Origin of the sequence: Pseudomonas sp. PH1b, assembly GCF_000633395.1 — a bacterium.
Classification (GTDB): Bacteria; Pseudomonadota; Gammaproteobacteria; order Pseudomonadales; family Pseudomonadaceae; genus Aquipseudomonas.
This window is the reverse complement of record NZ_AYMU01000002.1, coordinates 131,497-148,276: the sequence shown is the minus strand read 5'-3', so window position 1 is coordinate 148,276 and position 16,780 is coordinate 131,497. Positions and strand designations below refer to the sequence as shown.

The 16,780-nt window shown below is 61.3% G+C and carries 17 protein-coding genes and 2 pseudogenes; 9 read left to right on the top strand and 10 right to left on the bottom strand.

Annotated features, from left to right (window positions below; genetic code table 11):
• Positions 1–3 precede the first annotated feature (3 nt).
• On the bottom strand, positions 4–918 hold the full coding sequence (locus U873_RS0103280; RefSeq protein WP_025126875.1) for a LysR family transcriptional regulator: 915 nt from the start codon (positions 916–918) through the stop codon (positions 4–6).
• Positions 919–1,042: 124 nt separating this feature from the next.
• On the opposite strand from U873_RS0103280, the gene U873_RS0103275 reads away from it, so the two are divergent.
• The 4 genes from U873_RS0103275 to U873_RS0103260 all read left to right on the top strand — a co-directional run bounded on the left by U873_RS0103275 (position 1,043) and on the right by U873_RS0103260 (position 3,644).
• Complete coding sequence (locus U873_RS0103275; protein ID WP_025126874.1) at positions 1,043–1,474, top strand: PACE efflux transporter; 432 nt, start codon at positions 1,043–1,045, stop codon at positions 1,472–1,474.
• A gap of 99 nt (positions 1,475–1,573) precedes the next feature.
• Positions 1,574–2,206, top strand: coding sequence for a glutathione S-transferase family protein (locus U873_RS0103270; RefSeq protein WP_025126873.1), 633 nt, complete (start codon positions 1,574–1,576; stop codon positions 2,204–2,206).
• A 27-nt stretch (positions 2,207–2,233) separates the two neighbouring features.
• Positions 2,234–2,977, top strand: a complete 744-nt coding sequence (locus U873_RS0103265) for an NAD(P)-dependent oxidoreductase (RefSeq protein WP_025126872.1) — start codon at positions 2,234–2,236, stop codon at positions 2,975–2,977.
• A 172-nt stretch (positions 2,978–3,149) separates the two neighbouring features.
• On the top strand, positions 3,150–3,644 hold the full coding sequence (locus U873_RS0103260; RefSeq protein ID WP_025126871.1) for a hypothetical protein: 495 nt from the start codon (positions 3,150–3,152) through the stop codon (positions 3,642–3,644).
• A 60-nt stretch (positions 3,645–3,704) separates the two neighbouring features.
• Here the strand turns inward: U873_RS0103260 and U873_RS37480 are convergent.
• The 3 genes and pseudogenes from U873_RS37480 to U873_RS0103250 form a co-directional block, all read right to left on the bottom strand.
• A pseudogene (locus tag U873_RS37480) lies at positions 3,705–4,121 on the bottom strand (methyl-accepting chemotaxis protein); the annotation flags it as partial.
• A gap of 132 nt (positions 4,122–4,253) precedes the next feature.
• Positions 4,254–4,919: pseudogene (locus U873_RS37475) on the bottom strand (PAS domain-containing protein); the annotation flags it as partial.
• 634 nt (positions 4,920–5,553) lie between these two features.
• Positions 5,554–6,414: a LysR family transcriptional regulator gene (locus U873_RS0103250; RefSeq protein WP_025126869.1), complete on the bottom strand. Its 861-nt coding sequence runs from the start codon at positions 6,412–6,414 to the stop codon at positions 5,554–5,556.
• Between the two features lie 98 nt (positions 6,415–6,512).
• On the opposite strand from U873_RS0103250, the gene gstA reads away from it, so the two are divergent.
• Both gstA and U873_RS0103235 read left to right on the top strand, forming a co-directional pair.
• Entirely contained in the window at positions 6,513–7,115 is a 603-nt protein-coding gene (gene gstA / locus U873_RS0103245; protein ID WP_025126868.1) for a glutathione transferase GstA, read from the top strand.
• Positions 7,116–7,445: 330 nt separating this feature from the next.
• On the top strand, positions 7,446–7,871 hold the full coding sequence (locus U873_RS0103235) for a GNAT family N-acetyltransferase (protein ID WP_025126867.1): 426 nt from the start codon (positions 7,446–7,448) through the stop codon (positions 7,869–7,871).
• Between the two features lie 24 nt (positions 7,872–7,895).
• Here the strand turns inward: U873_RS0103235 and def are convergent, their stop codons facing one another.
• The 3 genes from def to U873_RS0103220 form a co-directional block, all read right to left on the bottom strand.
• Complete coding sequence (def, locus tag U873_RS0103230) at positions 7,896–8,435, bottom strand: peptide deformylase (protein ID WP_025126866.1); 540 nt, start codon at positions 8,433–8,435, stop codon at positions 7,896–7,898.
• 2 nt (positions 8,436–8,437) lie between these two features.
• On the bottom strand, positions 8,438–9,382 hold the full coding sequence (locus tag U873_RS0103225) for a YihY/virulence factor BrkB family protein (RefSeq protein ID WP_025126865.1): 945 nt from the start codon (positions 9,380–9,382) through the stop codon (positions 8,438–8,440).
• A gap of 189 nt (positions 9,383–9,571) precedes the next feature.
• On the bottom strand, positions 9,572–9,763 hold the full coding sequence (locus U873_RS0103220) for a CsbD family protein (RefSeq protein ID WP_011062850.1): 192 nt from the start codon (positions 9,761–9,763) through the stop codon (positions 9,572–9,574).
• A 207-nt stretch (positions 9,764–9,970) separates the two neighbouring features.
• Between U873_RS0103220 and U873_RS0103215 the strand changes: the two genes are divergently transcribed.
• The gene (locus tag U873_RS0103215) at positions 9,971–10,348 is read left to right on the top strand and encodes a hypothetical protein (RefSeq protein WP_025126864.1); all 378 of its coding nucleotides are present in this window, start codon (positions 9,971–9,973) and stop codon (positions 10,346–10,348) included.
• 90 nt (positions 10,349–10,438) lie between these two features.
• On the opposite strand, the gene fadD1 is transcribed toward U873_RS0103215, so the two are convergent.
• A complete protein-coding gene (gene fadD1, locus U873_RS0103210) occupies positions 10,439–12,130 on the bottom strand; it encodes a long-chain-fatty-acid--CoA ligase FadD1 (protein WP_025126863.1) in 1,692 nt (563 codons plus the stop codon).
• Positions 12,131–12,472: 342 nt separating this feature from the next.
• Entirely contained in the window at positions 12,473–14,161 is a 1,689-nt protein-coding gene (gene fadD2, locus U873_RS0103205) for a long-chain-fatty-acid--CoA ligase FadD2 (protein ID WP_025126862.1), read from the bottom strand.
• A gap of 215 nt (positions 14,162–14,376) precedes the next feature.
• On the opposite strand from fadD2, the gene U873_RS0103200 reads away from it, so the two are divergent.
• A complete protein-coding gene (locus U873_RS0103200; RefSeq protein ID WP_025126861.1) occupies positions 14,377–15,321 on the top strand; it encodes an alpha/beta hydrolase in 945 nt (314 codons plus the stop codon).
• Between the two features lie 50 nt (positions 15,322–15,371).
• Entirely contained in the window at positions 15,372–15,842 is a 471-nt protein-coding gene (locus U873_RS0103195) for a MaoC family dehydratase (RefSeq protein ID WP_025126860.1), read from the top strand.
• A 70-nt stretch (positions 15,843–15,912) separates the two neighbouring features.
• Here the strand turns inward: U873_RS0103195 and U873_RS0103190 are convergent, their stop codons facing one another.
• A complete protein-coding gene (locus U873_RS0103190; RefSeq protein ID WP_025126859.1) occupies positions 15,913–16,779 on the bottom strand; it encodes an HlyD family secretion protein in 867 nt (288 codons plus the stop codon).
• Position 16,780 lies beyond the last annotated feature (1 nt).

Genomic DNA, 16,780 nt, shown 5'->3' with positions numbered 1-16,780 from the left:
AGTTCAGGCGGGCGGGGCCAGCGGCCCCAGCGCCGGGTCCTCGCCGCTGAGCAACTGCACCAGGGCCAGGGCGCCCTTCTGCAGGGGCTGGTTCTTCAACCACACCGCATGCACCGGCAATAACAGGCCGTTGTCGATGTTCTTGAACTTCAGGCGCTGCAGCCGCCCCCTTGCCAGCAACGGCCCGATCACCGACATCGGAAAATTGCCCCAGCCGATGCCCGCCTCCACCATGTCCAGGGCCATGGCCAGGCTGTCGGTGCGCCACAGCGACTCGCCCACCAACGGCCGCGTATCGCTGATGGGCAGGTCCCGGCTGGCAACCACCACCTGGCGCACCTTGATCAATTCCTCCAGGTACAAGGAGCCATCGCAGGCCTGGAACACCGGGTGCCGGGGCGAAATACAGGCCACGACCTGCTCGCTGCCCAGGTACTGGAAGTACTCCAGGACATTGACGCTGAGGCCGGCAAAGGCCACGCCGACACTCACCCGGCCACTGTGCAGCAACTGCAGCACGTCATCCTGGGGACCACTGAGCACCTCGACCTCCAGCAACGGATAGCGCTCGGCGATCAGCTTGATGGCGGCCAGCACGCGCCGTTTGTCGATGTCATCGACCACCGCGATCGACAGCTTGCTCTCCAGCCCCAGGGACAGCTCGATGGCATGCACCTGCAACTGCTTGAGTTGGTCGGCGATCAGCCGCGCATGGGGCGCCAGGGACAGGGCCAACGGCGTCGGCACCGGCTCGCGATGGCGACGATCGAACAGGGCATACCCCAGCTCGGCCTCCAGGTTGGCGATGCCCATGCTCACGGCCGAGGGCACCTTGCCCAAAGAGCGGGCCGCCGCGGAAAAGGAGCCGCGCTCAAGCACGGCGAGAAACAACTGGATGCTGTCGCTGGAAAAGTTCATGGCCGCCAACCTATCAGAAAAACTGAAAGCTACTGACTTTTTCTGTCACCTAGATTGAAGCTATCTTCGCCCTCCTTCGCCAGCCCCGCCGCTGGCCGCGTGCATTCAATAATGAGGAATTCCCATGCAAGGCGTGAAACGCAAACTGGTCTATGTCTCCCTGTTCGAGGTGTTCGGCATGACCTTCTCGGCCCTGGGCCTGGCCCTGCTGAGCGGCACCTCCCCCAGCAGTACCGGGCCGCTGGCCGTGGTCATCACCAGCATCGCGGTGACCTGGAACTTCATCTACACCACCCTGTTCGAGCGCTGGGAAAGCCGCCAGCCGTCACGCACCCGCACGGTCAAGCGGCGCATCGCCCATGCCGTGGGCTTTCAACTGACACTGATCGTGTTCCTGATCCCGCTGATCGCCTGGTGGATGCACATCAGCCTGGTCCAGGCCTTTCTCCTCGACCTGGCGCTGATCCTGTTCATTCCCTGCTACACCTTCGCCTTCAACTGGCTGTTCGACCGCGTCTTCGGCCTGCCGGCATCGGCCCTGCCCGATCCGGCCTGAACATCGCGCAAGCTGCCGCGGGGCAAATTGATCGTCGCCGCGCACGCGCCACACTGTTAGATTCACCGGGCCAACCTGTACGACGAACAAGGAAGCGTCATGGGAACCCTCTGCAGAATTCTCGGTAAAGCCTCATCCATCAATGTCAGGAAAGTCTTGTGGACCTGTGAAGAGCTTGGACTCGCCTATCAACAGGAAGACTGGGGCAGCGGCTTTCAGTCAACCCACAGCGCCCAATTCCTGGCCCTCAATCCCAACGCCCAGGTCCCGGTGTTGATCGATGATGCAGGCGTGCTATGGGAATCCAACAGTATCTGTCGCTACCTGGCCAACCAGCACCCCGGCAGCGGCCTGCTACCCATCGCGCCCCGCGCCCGGGCCCTGGTGGAGCAATGGATGGACTGGCAGGCCACCGAGCTCAACCCTTCCTGGAGCTACGCCTTCATGGGGCTGGTCCGCCAGCATGCAGATTGCCAGGACAGCCGGCGCATCGGCGCCAGCCTCCTGGCCTGGAACGCCAAGATGCAGATCCTCGAGCAGCAGCTTGAACGCTCCGGCGCCTACGTTCTCGGAGCAGACTTCAGCCTGGCAGATGTCGTCCTTGGGCTCTCGGTCAACCGCTGGAAGATGACCCCCATGGAGCACCCGGACCTGCCGGCCGTGAACGCCTACTACGAGCGTCTCAGTCAACGGCCGGGCTTCCTCCTGCATGGACGCAACAACACACCCTGACTCCCCCTTCCCCAACAGAGACTCGACATGAATGGACTCAACATACTGTTGACCGGCGCCTGTGGCCGAATCGGCAAGGTATTTTTCCAGGGCTCCAAGGAGCGCTATCGCTTCACCCTGACCGACCGCGTGGAACCGGACTTCGAGATTCCCGAGCCGCACCGCTTCGTGCGCCAGGATCTCGACGACCCGCAGGCCATCAGCCGCCTGTTGACGGGTATCGACGTCATCGTGCATCTGGCCGGCATCCCCCACGCCAGCGCCAGCTTCGACCAATTGCTGCCCAACAACATCCTCGCCACCACCTACCTGTTCGAGGCGGCGGCAAACGTCGGCTGCCGGCGCCTGGTCTTCGCCAGCAGCGCCCAGACCATCGAGGGTTACCCGGTGGACCGACAGATCACCCCAGGCATGCCGGTGATGCCGGCCAACCTGTACGGCGTGAGCAAATGCTACGGCGAAGCCCTGTGCGCCTTCTATGCCGGCAAGCGCGGGCTGTCCTGCATTGCCCTGCGCATCGGCGCATTCGAGGACCCGCGCCGCCACGAGTTGACCACCACCCGCGACCTGAGCGCCTGGCTCAGCCCGCGGGATGCCGTGCAACTGTTGCAACGAGCAGTGGAAACCCCCGGGGTGCAATACCTGATCGGCCATGGCATCTCCAACAATCGCTTCAAGCGCCTGGACCTGAGCGAAACCACCCGGGTCCTGGGTTATGAACCGGTGGACGATGCCTTCCAGGAGGACTTCGGCATTCCCATCACCTACTGATCCGGCTGCCGGATGCCGATGACCTCTCGATTGCCAGAAAGCGGCAAGACTTGTCCGCTTTCTGCCGCTCCGAAATGGGTCGGCAAGACAACCCGTTGATATATAAAGAATTAATTATCGGCACGGAACTTGCTAAATCATCAGCCTAGTTCCCTTACACAGGTTCCCGATCATGTTGGTCAACGCCCAGAAATCCGTTTCGGTGCAGCCCACCTCGCGCACCGATATGGACCCGACCACCGCAGCCGCCAGCGCGCTGTACAGTGGCATGCTGCAGCAGGCCCAGAACTCCGTGACCGTTCCGGCGTCCCAGGCCAGCCAGCAGGCCAGTACCGTGAACGACAACGTCAATGCGGCCTTCGCCAAGACCCGCGTCCTGCTCCAGGCCACACCGCCTGTCACCAGCGCTCCCCAGGCCACCAGCGCCACGGAGACCGGCGCCTTGAGCGAATTCAAGGACTACATGAGCAAGACCCCGGAACAGCGCCTGCGGGACAGCATCCTGAAAGACCTGGGCCTGACCGAGGAAGACCTGAAGAGCCTGCCGCCCGAGCGGCAACTGGCAATCAACCAGGAAATCGCCAAGCGCCTGCAGGACAAGATGCAGTTGGCCCAGCAAGAGAAAGGCACCACACCGGTGGACGAGAAATTCCTCGCCTCGCTGTAATGACGCCCAACGAAAAAGGGTTCCCGCGAGGAACCCTTTTTTGTGCCTGGCAGAATCCGCTTACTGCAACTGCAAGGTCGAATTGAACTGGCTGATGGCATCCACCACATGCCGTGAGCCTTGCTGGATCTCCAGGATCACCTCACCGGCTTCGTTCGCCAGCTCGACCCCGATTCCGGTACGGCTCAGGCTCGACTGCATGCTGGTCACCGCGCTCATGGACAGGTCGTGGTTCTTGCGCACCACCTCGACGATCTCCACCGTCGCCTGGCTGGTCCGCGCCGCCAGGCTGCGCACTTCATCCGCCACCACCGCGAACCCCCGCCCATGCTCGCCGGCCCGCGCCGCCTCGATGGCCGCATTGAGCGCCAGCAGGTTGGTCTGATCGGCAATCCCGCGGATGGTCTGGACAATGCTGCCGATGATCTCCGACTGCTTGCTCACCGCATCGATGCTGCGCGCGGCTTCGTTCAGGTCATGGGAGATCTGCTGGATGATCTCCACGGTCTGCTGCACCACTTCCGAACCTTTCTGCGCACAGGCGTCGTTCTGCACCGAGGTGCTGTGGGCCGACTCGGCGGCGGACTGCAGGGTGGTCATCTGGTTGGTGATATCGCTGGCGAACTTGACCACCTTGTACAGACGGCCCTTGGCATCGAACAACGGGTTGTAGGAGGCCTCGAGGAATACCGTCTGGCCGTACTTGTTTTCCCGCTCGAAACGGTGGGAATGGTACTCGCCACGGTTCAATGAGGCCCAGAACTGCTTGTATTCACTGGACTCGGCCTCGGCCCGGTGACAGAACATGCTGTGGTGCTGGCCGACAATCTCGTTCAGGGAGTACTGCATGGTCTTGAGGAAATTGTCGTTGGCACCCAGGATCTTGCCGTCCGGACTGAACTCGATGACCGCCATGGAACGGCCGATGGCATTCAACAGGCTCTGGTTCTCATGCTCGGTATGGATGCGCTCGGAGATGTCCGAGGCCACCTTGATCACACTCCTGACCCGACGTTCGGCATCGAACACCGGCATGTAGCTGGCTTCGAGCCAAATCTCCCGGCCGCGCTTGTCCAGCCGCAGGAACGTCCCGCTGATGGGCTCGCCCCGGGCCAGGTCGCGCCACAGCTTGGTGTACTCCTCGCTGCGATAGAATTCTTCTTCGCAGAAAATCCGATGGTGCTTGCCGCGGATCTCCTCGGCGGAATACCCCATGACCTGGCAAAAATTATCATTGGCTTCAAGGACGATGCCATCAGGCGAAAACTCGATCATGGCCATGGAACAGCTGATCGCCGCCAACTTGGCGTTGGCCTCGCTCAGCGCACAATTAAATCGCTCGATCTCAAGCAGGTCAGCCTTGTGATGTAGGTTAAACATGGTTGTATCACCTTCAACGCTGTCTTTTGATTGACGGAAGTTTCTAGTCTTTCAACTGATCCACCACAACGTTCCATGAAACATGGCAAGCGCCTCCCTCCAGATGAGAGAGGAAGTGTCAGGTGATAAATGATGTTTAATCGGAGAGTCCATGTTGCAACGCTCTTATCAAGCCATCCTTTTCTTGATGACCCGCTTGCGGGCCCGACCTAACAAAGAAACTCCATCTAATTAAATGCTCCTGAACAACTGGTGCCTCTAGTTGCGCACTCTCACCTTTATTGATGACTTCGTTGTTGCCCCTGTTGCGGGTTGCACGCTACTGGTTACAAGGGCGAAAAGCTTTTTGCGGACACCACTCATAAAGCAGTCGATACGCTTTTTCACAATTGAGCATAGCCAGCCATCGACTCTATGCAAGACCACCAGTCAGTCCGTTTTCACAACTTAAAGAGCATTGGACGCAATCGCGATAAGTATCAAATAAGACATAAACATTGCGCATCCCGGGTCTGCGCCGAGCGTCAGGCTACCGCTGGGCAAGCACCTCCAGAAACGCCAGGACCAACGCGTCCGGTTCACGCCCTGGGGCTGTCACCAGGGCAAACTCGCGTTCGATTGCCGTACTCAGGGGCAGTACCCGCAGCCCCTGGCGCTGTTTGGGCAAGGTGCTCTGCGGCACCAGGGTCACCCCCAATTGCTCACGCACCAGGCTGAAGGCGCTGTTCCACTCACGCACTTGCACCCGCACATCCGCCAACTGCAGGCCGGCATCGGCCGCCAGGCTGCGCGCGTTCACTGAGCAGCCTCCGGTGGCCAGGACAAAGGGCTGGGCGAGCAAGGTTTGCAGATCGATGGTCGGAGTCTGCCAAGGATGCTCTTGAGGCAGTACCGCCACCCAGGAGTCACGCCCCAGCAACCAGGAGCGGCGCTCGGCGGGCGGGTTGAGCACCACCCCCAGGTCCACCAGTTGCGCATCGAGCAAGGCCTCGACTTCATCGTCGCTGACCTCCAGCAGTATCACCTCGATCCCTGGGTACAGCTGATTGAAACGGCGCAGCAAGGGTGGCAGGAAGTTCGCCAGGACCATGGGAAAACCCGCCAGGCGCACGCTGCCCTGGGGAATGCCACGCGCCGTGTCCACCTGACGGCGGATCTGCGCCAGGGCCCCGAGCATCAGCCGCGCCTGCTCCAGCACCCGCAGGCCGATTGCCGTGGGCAGCGCCTGGCGGTTTTCCCGAACGAACAACTGCACGCCGAGCATGTCTTCCAGTTGCGCCAGCGCCTGGCTGGCCCCGGACTGGGTCATGCCCACCTGCTCAGCGGCACGGGTAATGGTCCCGCACTCGGCAATCGCCACCAGCAGGCGCCAATGCATCAGGTTCATCATGGCAGTAGCTGTCCTTATGGCATGGATCTGAAAGATTAATTTTACCCATACCGCGCTTGCCGCCGACACTGGCCAGCACCTTCACCAGAGAGCTGCCGATGAAACTCTACTATGCCCCTCAAGCCTGTTCCCTGGCCGCCCATATCGTGCTGCGGGAGTTGCAGTTGCCCTTCGAGGCGATCCGGGTCGACAACCGCAGCAAGCGTACGGCCGACGGCCGGGACTTCCTCGAGATCAATCCCAAGGGTTACGTCGCCGCCCTGCAGCTGGACAATGGCGAAGTGCTGACGGAAGGCCCGGCGATCCTGCAATTCCTCGCCGACCTCAAGCCCGCGGCCGGTCTTGCTGCAGTCAACGGCAGCTGGCAGCGGGTGCGGCTGCAGGAAACCCTGAACTTCATCGGCAGCGAAGTTCACGGCACCATGGGCTGGCTGTTCAATCCACAACTCGATGAATCCGTGAAAGCGCTGTTCCGGCAAAAGCTGTTCAAGCGCCTTGCCTTGCTCGAGCAGAGACTCGAGCGACAGGACTACCTGCAAGGCGAGCGCTTCGGGATTGCCGATGCCTATCTGTTCACCGTGCTGCGCTGGACCGCGACATTTGCCATCGACCTGGCCTCCTGGCCGGCACTGCTGCGCTTCCAGGCACGGATCGAGCAACGCCCGACGGTGCAGCAGGCACTGGCCATCGAGCTGGCCTAGCCCAGGCGCAAGCTGCGGCAAGCCACCCCGCGGCCGACCTCATGCCGTCAAACCTTTCGGAGGGATAAAAACAAAGCCCGCAAGGCGGGCTTTGTCCGGGCCGGAGGATCAATGGCCGAAGACGTTGACTTCGGTTTTCCGGGCCTTCTTCTCGGCACGCTTCTCATCAGCGCTCTTTGCCGGTTTTTTCTTGGCGTTTTTCTTCGCATTCATACCTTTGGACATGATGCTCACTCCACTGCGACGGGAACAGATTTGAGGTATAGCACCGATAGGCACTCGGGGGTTCCTTTATAATCTGCCGCTTTGTGCCACCGCCCCGGAATGCCCATGCCCAGCCCCCAGTTCAGCCTGCTTGCCGAGGCCTCTCGTCCCTTGCTGAACAAGTTCTATCGCCAGCACCGGTCCCCCATGCGCGCAGGAGCCGAAGGGCAACTCTGGGTCGCCCGCAATCCTCAAATCATTGCCGGGATGAGCCTGACCCCGGTCGCCCAGGGGCATTGGCTGACCGGTCTGTTCGTCGCCCCGACCTGCCGCGGCCAGGGGCTGGCCACCCAGTTGGTGGCCCAAGCCCGGAACCAGGTCGAAGGCCCGGTCTGGCTGTTTTGCCATCCGGACCTGAAGGACCTGTATCAGGCCATGGGGTTTTTCTGCGATCCCGTTCTGCCACCGGCTCTGGTCGAGCGCCTGGCCCGCTACCGACGCAGCAAGCCGCTACTGGCCATGGGCACCGCCTGCGCCCCGGCGCAACCTTGATCCAGGCGTGGCACGCTGGCGGGCTTACTCGTCGGCGTTGGGGTCGAGGCCGGGGAACAGCACTTCGCTGAAACCGAACCGGCTGAAGTCAGTAATCCGCGACGGGTACAACCGGCCGATCAGGTGATCGCACTCGTGCTGCACCACCCGGGCATGAAAACCCGAGGCCACACGCACGATGGGTTCGCCCTTGGGATCGAAGCCCTCATAGCGTATGTGCTGATGACGCTCGACCACGCCCCTTAGCCCGGGCACCGACAGACAACCTTCCCAGCCCTCTTCCAGCACCGGGCTCAAGGGAGTGATCAGCGGGTTGATGAGGATGGTCTGGGGCACCGCTTCAGCGTCCGGGTAACGTTCACTGTGCTCGAACCCGAAGATCACCAACTGCAGGTCGACGCCGATCTGCGGCGCCGCCAGGCCGACCCCGCCGACGCTTTCCATGGTCTGGAACATATCGTCGATCAACTGCCACAACTCGGCGCTGTCGAACATCTCCGGCGGGACCGGGGGAGCGATGCGCAGCAGGCGTTCATCGCCCATCTTGAGGATTTCACGGATCATGTTCAGGCTTCGTCTGTGCTCGGCTGGGGCGAGTGATCCCGGCCCAGTCCCGAAACGTGTTGTTTGTCGCCGGGCCCGTCAAAGTCCTTTTCGCCAGGATCCTTGCCTTCGACCGACATGTGCTCGATCACCGCATTCATCTCCGCCCCCAGCAACAGCACCGCTGCGGAGATGTAGAAGTACAGCAGCAATACAATGATCGCGCCGATACTGCCATACATGGCGTTGTAGTTAGCGAAGGTTTTCACGTAGTAGGCAAACCCCAGGGAGGCAACGATCCACACCACCACCGCCAGCACCGACCCCGGGGTGATGAAACGGAACTTCTGCTTCACGTCCGGCATCACGTAGTACATCAGCGCCACGGCCACCATCATCAGCAGCACGATCACCGGCCAGCGCAGGACGGTCCACAGGGTGACGATGAACTCTTCCAGGCCCACCTGCCCCGCCAGCCAGGTCATCACCTGCGGCCCCAGCACCATCAGCGCCGCGGCAGCCAGGAGCATGCCGGCAATGCCCACGGTATAGAACACCGACAGCGGGAAGCGCTTCCAGATCGGTCGGCCCTCGACCACGTCGTAGGCGGCGTTCATCGCGCTCATCATCAGCCGCACGCCCGCCGAGGCCGTCCACAGGGCGATGACGATACCGATGGAGAGCAGGCCGCCCTTGGATTGCTGCAACTGGTCGATCACCGGATTCACTTGCTCCAGGGCCTCCGGGGGCAGCACCATTTCCGATTGCAGGCGCAGCCAGGTGAAGAAGTCCGGCAGGTGCAGGAAACCGATCAGGGCGATCAGAAACAGAATGAAGGGGAACAGCGAGAACAGCATCTGGTAGGCCAGAGCCGAAGCGTAGGTGGACATCTCGTCCGCGATAAACTCATTGACCGTGCGGATCAGTACACGGTGCAGGGGCAAACCTTTGAGGTCCGGAAAAATCATAGCGTCTCCTTTCGCCGCAAAAAGGTCAGAAGTCGATGGCGACTCAGGGGGCGTTTTCTACAACAAATTAGCCTAGTTGGCGACTCGCAACCATTTCCATTGATTGATTGCCCGATCCAGACCTGCCGGCGCACATGAAAACGGCCATCCGAGGATGGCCGCTGCAGTGCATCATCGAGCGCGCTGTTTTCAGGCCTTGTCGATGGTCTTTTTCACCGCATCCTTGGCCTTGCCCACTGCTTGCTGGGCTTCGCCTTTCTTCTCCTGCAGCTTGCCTTCAGCCTGCAGCTTGGTGTTGTCGGTAGCTTTGCCGACGCCCTGCTTGACGTTGCCGATGGCTTCGTTAGCCAGACCTTTTGCCTTATCCGCTGTGCTGCCCATGGTATTTCTCCGTAGAACATTCATTGATCGAACAAAGGGGTTTTAGCGTTACCCAAGGTTGACCCGCGGTCTTCGCGCAGAGTTTCAATTATTTTTCCGGCATTTCATCGCCGATCCGAGGTTGCGCTTTATGTTTGCCGGGCAACCCGGGAGAATGCTCGGCCTGTTCAGGCCAAGCACTGAAGATCCAATCCCCGTAGGAATGTTATGAAACTCGATAAAAAGCAGGCCATCGCCCGTAGAAACCAGGAACTGGGCGGTGCGGTGCTGGGCGTCAACAACTGCCATTTCGCGGAGCTGAACCGCAACCGCAACATCTGGTGGTTCGATATCCTGGTCACCCGCCTGGCCATTGGTCAGTACGAATGGGTGCACCTGTTGCTGCACACCCCGGACACCGATCAGTTGCTGCACCTCAAAGTGCCCACCGTGTTCCTGCGGGAAAAACTCGAGGGCCTGGTGATTCGCAACGAAGGCAAGCGCAAGGCCGCCCTGAGCCTGGAGCTCAGCGCCGACAAGGACTCGTTCCTCAAGGACGTGCGCCCGGCCGGTACCGGCGTAAGCTTCACCCAGTTCCAGCAATAGCCTTCCCGCAGCACTCGACAGGCTGGCCGTAACGGCCTGAAGACCAATAAAAAGCCCCGCACTGGCGGGGCTTTTTATTGGAGCCAGCGCTTACTTCTTCACGCCAAGCTTCTTCAGCTCTTCGTCCCGCAGCTCGCGGCGCAGGATCTTGCCAACGTTGGTGGTCGGCAGGGCGTCGCGGAACTCCACGGCCTTGGGCACCTTGTAGCCGGTGACGTTGGCTCGCATGTGCTCCATCACCTGCTCCTTGGTCAGGGTCACGCCGGGCTTGGCGACGATGAAGATCTTGATGGTCTCGCCGGACTTCTCGTCCGGCACGCCGATCGCCGCGCACTGCAGGACGCCCGGCAACGAAGCCAGCACATCTTCCAGCTCGTTGGGGTACACGTTGAAACCCGAGACCAGGATCATGTCCTTCTTACGGTCGACGATGCGGATGTAGCCATCGGGCTGGATCAGCGCAATGTCACCGGTCTTCAACCAGCCTTCGCTGCTGAGGACTTCGTCGGTGGCGTCCTGGCGCTGCCAGTAGCCCTTCATCACTTGCGGCCCCTTCACACACAGCTCGCCGACATCGCCCAGGGGCAGTTCTTCACCGGCGTCGTTGATCACCCGGCACAGGGTCGAAGGCACCGGAATGCCGATGGTGCCGATCTGGATGTTCTGGATCGGGTTGACCGTGGCCACAGGGCTGGTCTCGGTCATGCCGTAACCTTCGCAGATCGGGCAATTGGTCACCGACTTCCAGCGCTCGGCCGCTGCCAGTTGCAAGGCCATGCCCCCGGAAAGGGTGACTTTCAACGCGGAGAAATCCAGCTTGCGGAAGGCTTCGTTGTTGCACAGGGCAACGAACAGAGTGTTGAGGCCGACAAAACCGCTGAACTTCCACTTCGACAGTTCCTTGACCATCGCCGGCAGGTCTCGCGGGTTGCTGATCAGGATGTTGTGGTTGCCCATGAGCATGATGGCCATGCAATGGAAGGTGAAGGCATAGATGTGGTACAGCGGCAGCGGGGTGATGAGGATCTCGCAGCCTTCGTTGAGGTTGGACCCCATCAGCGCCTTGCACTGCAGCATGTTGGCCACCAGGTTGCGGTGGGTCAGCATCGCGCCCTTGGCCACCCCGGTGGTGCCGCCGGTGTATTGCAGCACCGCCACGTCGCCGCTGGCAGGGTTGGCTTCCTGCACCGGCTGGCCATGGCCCTTGCTCAGCACGTCGTTGAACTTGACGGCCTGGGGCAGGTGATAGGCCGGCACCATCTTCTTCACGTACTTGACCACGCTGTTGATCAGCAGGCGCTTGAGCGGCGGCAGCAGGTCCGCCACTTCAGTGACGATCACGTGCTTGACGCCGGTCTTGGGCACCACGGTCTCTGCCAGGTGGGCCATGTTGGCCAGGCAAACCAGGGCCTTGGCCCCGGAATCGTTGAACTGGTGTTCCATTTCCCGCGCGGTGTACAGCGGGTTGGTGTTGACCACAATCAGGCCGGCGCGGATCGCACCGAATACCGCGACCGGGTATTGCAGCAGGTTGGGCAGTTGCAGAGCGATTCGATCGCCGGGCTGCAAATCGGTATGCTGTTGCAGGTACGCGGCAAAGGCGCCCGACAATTCGTACAGCTCACCGTAGGTGATTGTCTTGCCGAGGTTGCTAAAGGCCGGTTTGTTAGCAAAACGTTGGCAGGACTGCTTCAACACCGCCTGAATATTCGGATACTCGTCAGGATTGATATCGGCAGCAATCCCAGCTGGGTACTTATCCTTCCAAAAGTCTTCGATCATGGAAGCCCACTCCTCAGCAACGCGAATTCATCACCGCATTTGATGCGATTTTTATTGGTGTGTGTTTTTTATTGGTGTCTTTTTGTTGGTGAGTCTGGCTGTTTACGTAGGCCGAGAAGTCACAAAGCGCGCCGAGAGTAGCAGCTTTGGAAAAGGCCGCCTAGGGCCAAAGAAAGCCTGAATAGTCACTTAAGTGACTCAAGACATCTTAATGGTCATTTTTAGAGCAAAGATTCTATAACTACGAATCAGGCTCTAGCCCGGGGCTTTGCGCCCTGCAAACGAAGCGCGGGCAAGCTCGTTGTACCAACCGGCTTGCCCGCGCGCTCAAACAGCCAGGGATCAGGCGATGTCGCGCAATTCGCGACGCAGGATCTTGCCCACCGGGGTCATCGGCAGGGAATCACGCAGCACGATGTGCTTGGGCACTTTGTAACCGGTGAAGTTTTCCTTGCAGTAGGCCTTGAGCTCTTCGAGGCTGACGCCCGCTTCACGGGGAACCACAAACAGCTTCACCGCCTCCCCGGAACGTTCGTCCGGCACGCCGATCACGGCGCAGTTGGCGACCTTGGGATGGGCCATGACCACGTCTTCGATCTCGTTGGGGTACACGTTGAAGCCCGAGACGATGATCATGTCCTTCTTGCGATCGACGATACGCACGAAGCCGTCCGGATCGATCACCGCAATGTCTCCGGACTTGAACCAGCCTTCGGCATCCAGCACCTCGGCAGTCGCCTCGGGATTCTGCCAGTAGCCCTTCATGATCTGCGGCCCCTTGATGCACAGCTCGCCCCGCTCGCCCAGAGGCTGCTCGACACCCTGGTCATCGATGACTTTCAAGGTAGTGCCCGGCACCGGCAGGCCGACAGTGCCCAGGCGTGAACGATCGCCGTAAGGGTTGGTACAGGCCACCGGCGAGGTTTCGGTCAAGCCGTAGCCTTCGGTGATCCGGCAACCGGTGAGCGTCTGCCAGCGCTCCGCTGTGGCCTTGACCAGGGCCGTGCCGCCGGAGTTGGTCAGCTTGAGGTTGGAGAAGTCCAGGTGCTTGAACTCCGGGTGATCCATCAGCGCGACGAACAGCGTGTTCAGGCCCAAGAGCGCCGAGAAGCGCCAGTTCTTCAATTCCTTGATGAACCCGCCGATGTCCCGCGGGTTGGTGATCAGCACGTTGTGGTTGCCGGTGACCATCATGCACATGCAGTTCGCGGTGAAGGCATAGATGTGGTACAGCGGCAGCGGCGCGATCATCACTTCCTGGCCTTCACGCCATTGGGTGTGACCGTCGGGCCCATGCTGCCCCAGGCAGGCGCGGGCCTGCTGCATGTTGGCCACCAGGTTGCCATGGGTCAGCATCGCGCCCTTGGCCAGACCGGTGGTGCCACCGGTGTACTGCAGCACCGCGACATCGTCCAGGGCCACTTGCAGCGGCTTGATCCCCTGGCCACGGCCCAGGCGCAGGGCGCTCTTGAAGGAGATGGCCTGGGGCAGGTGGTAGGCCGGGACCATCTTCTTGACCTTGTCCACCACCGTATTGACCAGCCAGCCCTTGGCCGTGGGCATCATGTCGCCCATCCGGGCCTCGATCAGGAACTGGATATCGGTGTCCGCCAGCACCTCCTGGACCTTCTGCCCGAAGACATTCAGGTAGACCAGGGCCCGGGCACCGGAGTCCTTGAACTGATGACGCATCTCACGGGCGGTGTACAGCGGGTTGGTGTTGACCACCACCAGCCCGGCCCGCAAGGCACCGAATACCGCGATCGGGTACTGCAGGACGTTGGGCATCTGCACCGCGATCCGATCCCCCGGCGCCAGGTCGGTATGACTTTGCAGATAACCGGCAAAGGCCGCGCTGTAGCGTTCCAGCTCGGCGTAAGTAAGGGTGACTCCCATGTTGCTGAAGGCCGGGCGATCGGCAAATTTCTTGCAGGAACGCTCAAACACCTCGATCACCGACTTGAAGGCCCCCAGGTCGATTTCATTGGGGACGCCGGCGGGGCGCTTATCATTCCAGAAATCAGGCTGCATTATTCTTGTCCTCTTTTTGTACCTGAGCTGTCCGGGCCGCCACTGTAACGCTATCAGGGGCGGAGCTCCTGGGACGTTAGCAGCTCTGGCGATCCAGGCAAATATGCGCAAGTGTGTCATTAATTTTATGAATCTTGCTTCCAACAGGCGCGCGAATCAGACGCACAAGCGTCGATGCGCTATAAAGTGCAGCGTCTTCGCGCAAAGGAATCGCCATGACCCACGACACATTCTGGTTGACCACGAGCGATCAGCAGCGCCTCTTCGTCAACCGGTGGATGCCCGAGCCGCCGCTGCAGGCGGTGGTCTTGCTGTCCCATGGCATGGCCGAGCACAGTGGGCGCTATGGGCGCCTGGCCCAGGCCCTGTGCGCCGCAGGCTATGCCGTCTACGCCCCCGATCAGCGCGGCCACGGCAAGACGGCGGAACAGGGAGTGCTGGGGCACTACGCAGACCAGAACGGCTGGAGCAAGGTGGTCGGCGACCTGGCCAGCCTCAACCAGCACATCGGCCAGCAGCACCCCGGCACGCCCATCGTGCTGCTGGGCCACAGCATGGGCAGCTACATTGCCCAGGCCTACCTGCTGCACCACAGCGCCAGCCTCCACGGGGCGATTCTCAGCGGCTCGAATTTCCAGCCACTGGCCCTGTACCGCGCCGCCAGCCTGATTGCCCGTTTCGAGCGCTGGCGCCAGGGCGGCCAGGGGCGCAGCGCGCTGATCGAGTGGCTGTCCTTTGGCTCATTCAACAAAGCCTTCAAGCCCAACCGCACGGCCTTCGACTGGCTCAGCCGGGATCCGCAGGAGGTCGACAAATACGTCAATGACCCGCTATGCGGCTATCGCTGCACCAATCAACTGTGGATCGACCTGCTGGGCGGCCTGCAACAGATCAGCAAGATTTCCAACCTGAAGCAGATCGATCCGGGGCTGCCATTGCTGGTCATGGGCGGCGAATGTGATCCGGTGAGCGATGGCAAGCGTCTCAAGGATCTGGCCAGCGCCTTGCGCGAGGCCGGCAGCCAGTGCCTGCAGCTCAATATCTACCCGCAGGCACGGCATGAGCTGTTCAACGAAAGCAACCGTGACCAAGTGACCCACGACGTACTGGCCTGGCTCGAACAGGCGCTGCAACACCGCCGGCCGCCGCGGGCGGAGTGAAGCACCAAAGGGTCAGTACGCTCCTTTACCTGCCAGAGGATTTCAGCACAATGACCCAGGTTACCAACACCCCTTACGACGCCCTGGAAGTCGGTCAGACCGCCCAGTACAGCAGGACCGTCGAGGAGCGTGATATCCAGCTGTTCGCCGCCATGTCCGGCGACCACAACCCGGTGCACCTGGATCCGGAGTTCGCCGCCACCACCATGTTCAAGGAGCGCATTGCCCACGGTATGTTCAGTGGCGCCCTGATCAGTGCCGCAGTGGCCTGCGAACTGCCCGGCCCGGGCACCATCTACATCGGCCAGCAGATGAGCTTCCAGAAGCCGGTAAAGATTGGCGACACCCTGACCGTGCGCCTGGAAATCCTCGAAAAACTGCCGAAATTCCGCGTGCGCATCGCCACCCGCGTGTTCAACCAGCGCGACGAGCTGGTGGTGGACGGCGAAGCCGAGATCCTCGCCCCGCGCAAGCAACAGACCGTGACCCTGCCGACCCTGCCGGCCATCACCATCGGTTGAATCCCCCGGGAGTAGGCTTGCCGGCGCTCGGGCCTTGAACCTTGCAGCACCCTTGCTGGCCAGCCAGCTCCTACAGCCGACCGCCCTCCTCCACCTGAACGCTGGCGGTCATGCCGGCGCTCAGGTTGATGCCTTCGGGCACCTTGTCGAGCTTGATCCGTACCGGAATCCGCTGGGCCAGGCGCACCCAGTTGAAGGTCGGCTCGACTTCCGCCAACAGTTGCCCATCCGGCGTGGCGTTACGGTCGGTGATCCCGCGGCTGATGCTTTCCACATGCCCCTGCAAGGCATCGCCAGCGCTCATCAGCCAGACCTTCACCGGATCACCGACCTGGATCCGCGGCAGCTTGGTTTCCTCGAAATACGCCTGTACGTAGAAGGTCGAATCATCGATCAGCGCCATCACCGGCTGCCCGGCATTGACGTAGTTGCCCTCAGCCAGTCGCAGGTTGGTGATATGCCCGTCACGGGGGGCATGCACCTGGCTGCGGGCCAGGTTCAATTCGGCGACCTTGGCCTCGGCCTGGGCCTGGCGCAGTTCACCCCGGGCGATACCAGCATTGATCTGGGCATTCTCCCGCAGCTCGGCGCTGATGGCCTGGGGCCCGAGGGCCGCACGGCGGCTGGCCTCGTGCTCACGCAGGCTCAATTGCTGCTGGCGGGTCTGCACCACCGCCTGGGCTTTTTCCACGGCAGCCTCGAAGCGCTCGCGGTCGATACTCAGCAACAAGTCACCGGCCTTGACCTGCTGGTTGTCCGCCACCTTGAGCTCGCGCACCCAGCCGGACACATCCGGGGCCACGATCACCACGTCGGCGCGAATCCGCGCGTCCCGGGTCCAGGGAGTCAGCATGTAGTACTGCCACAGGTGATAGCCGGCAAAGATCGCCACCGCCACCAGGCACAGGGTAAAAGCGACACGTACGGGTGTACGCATA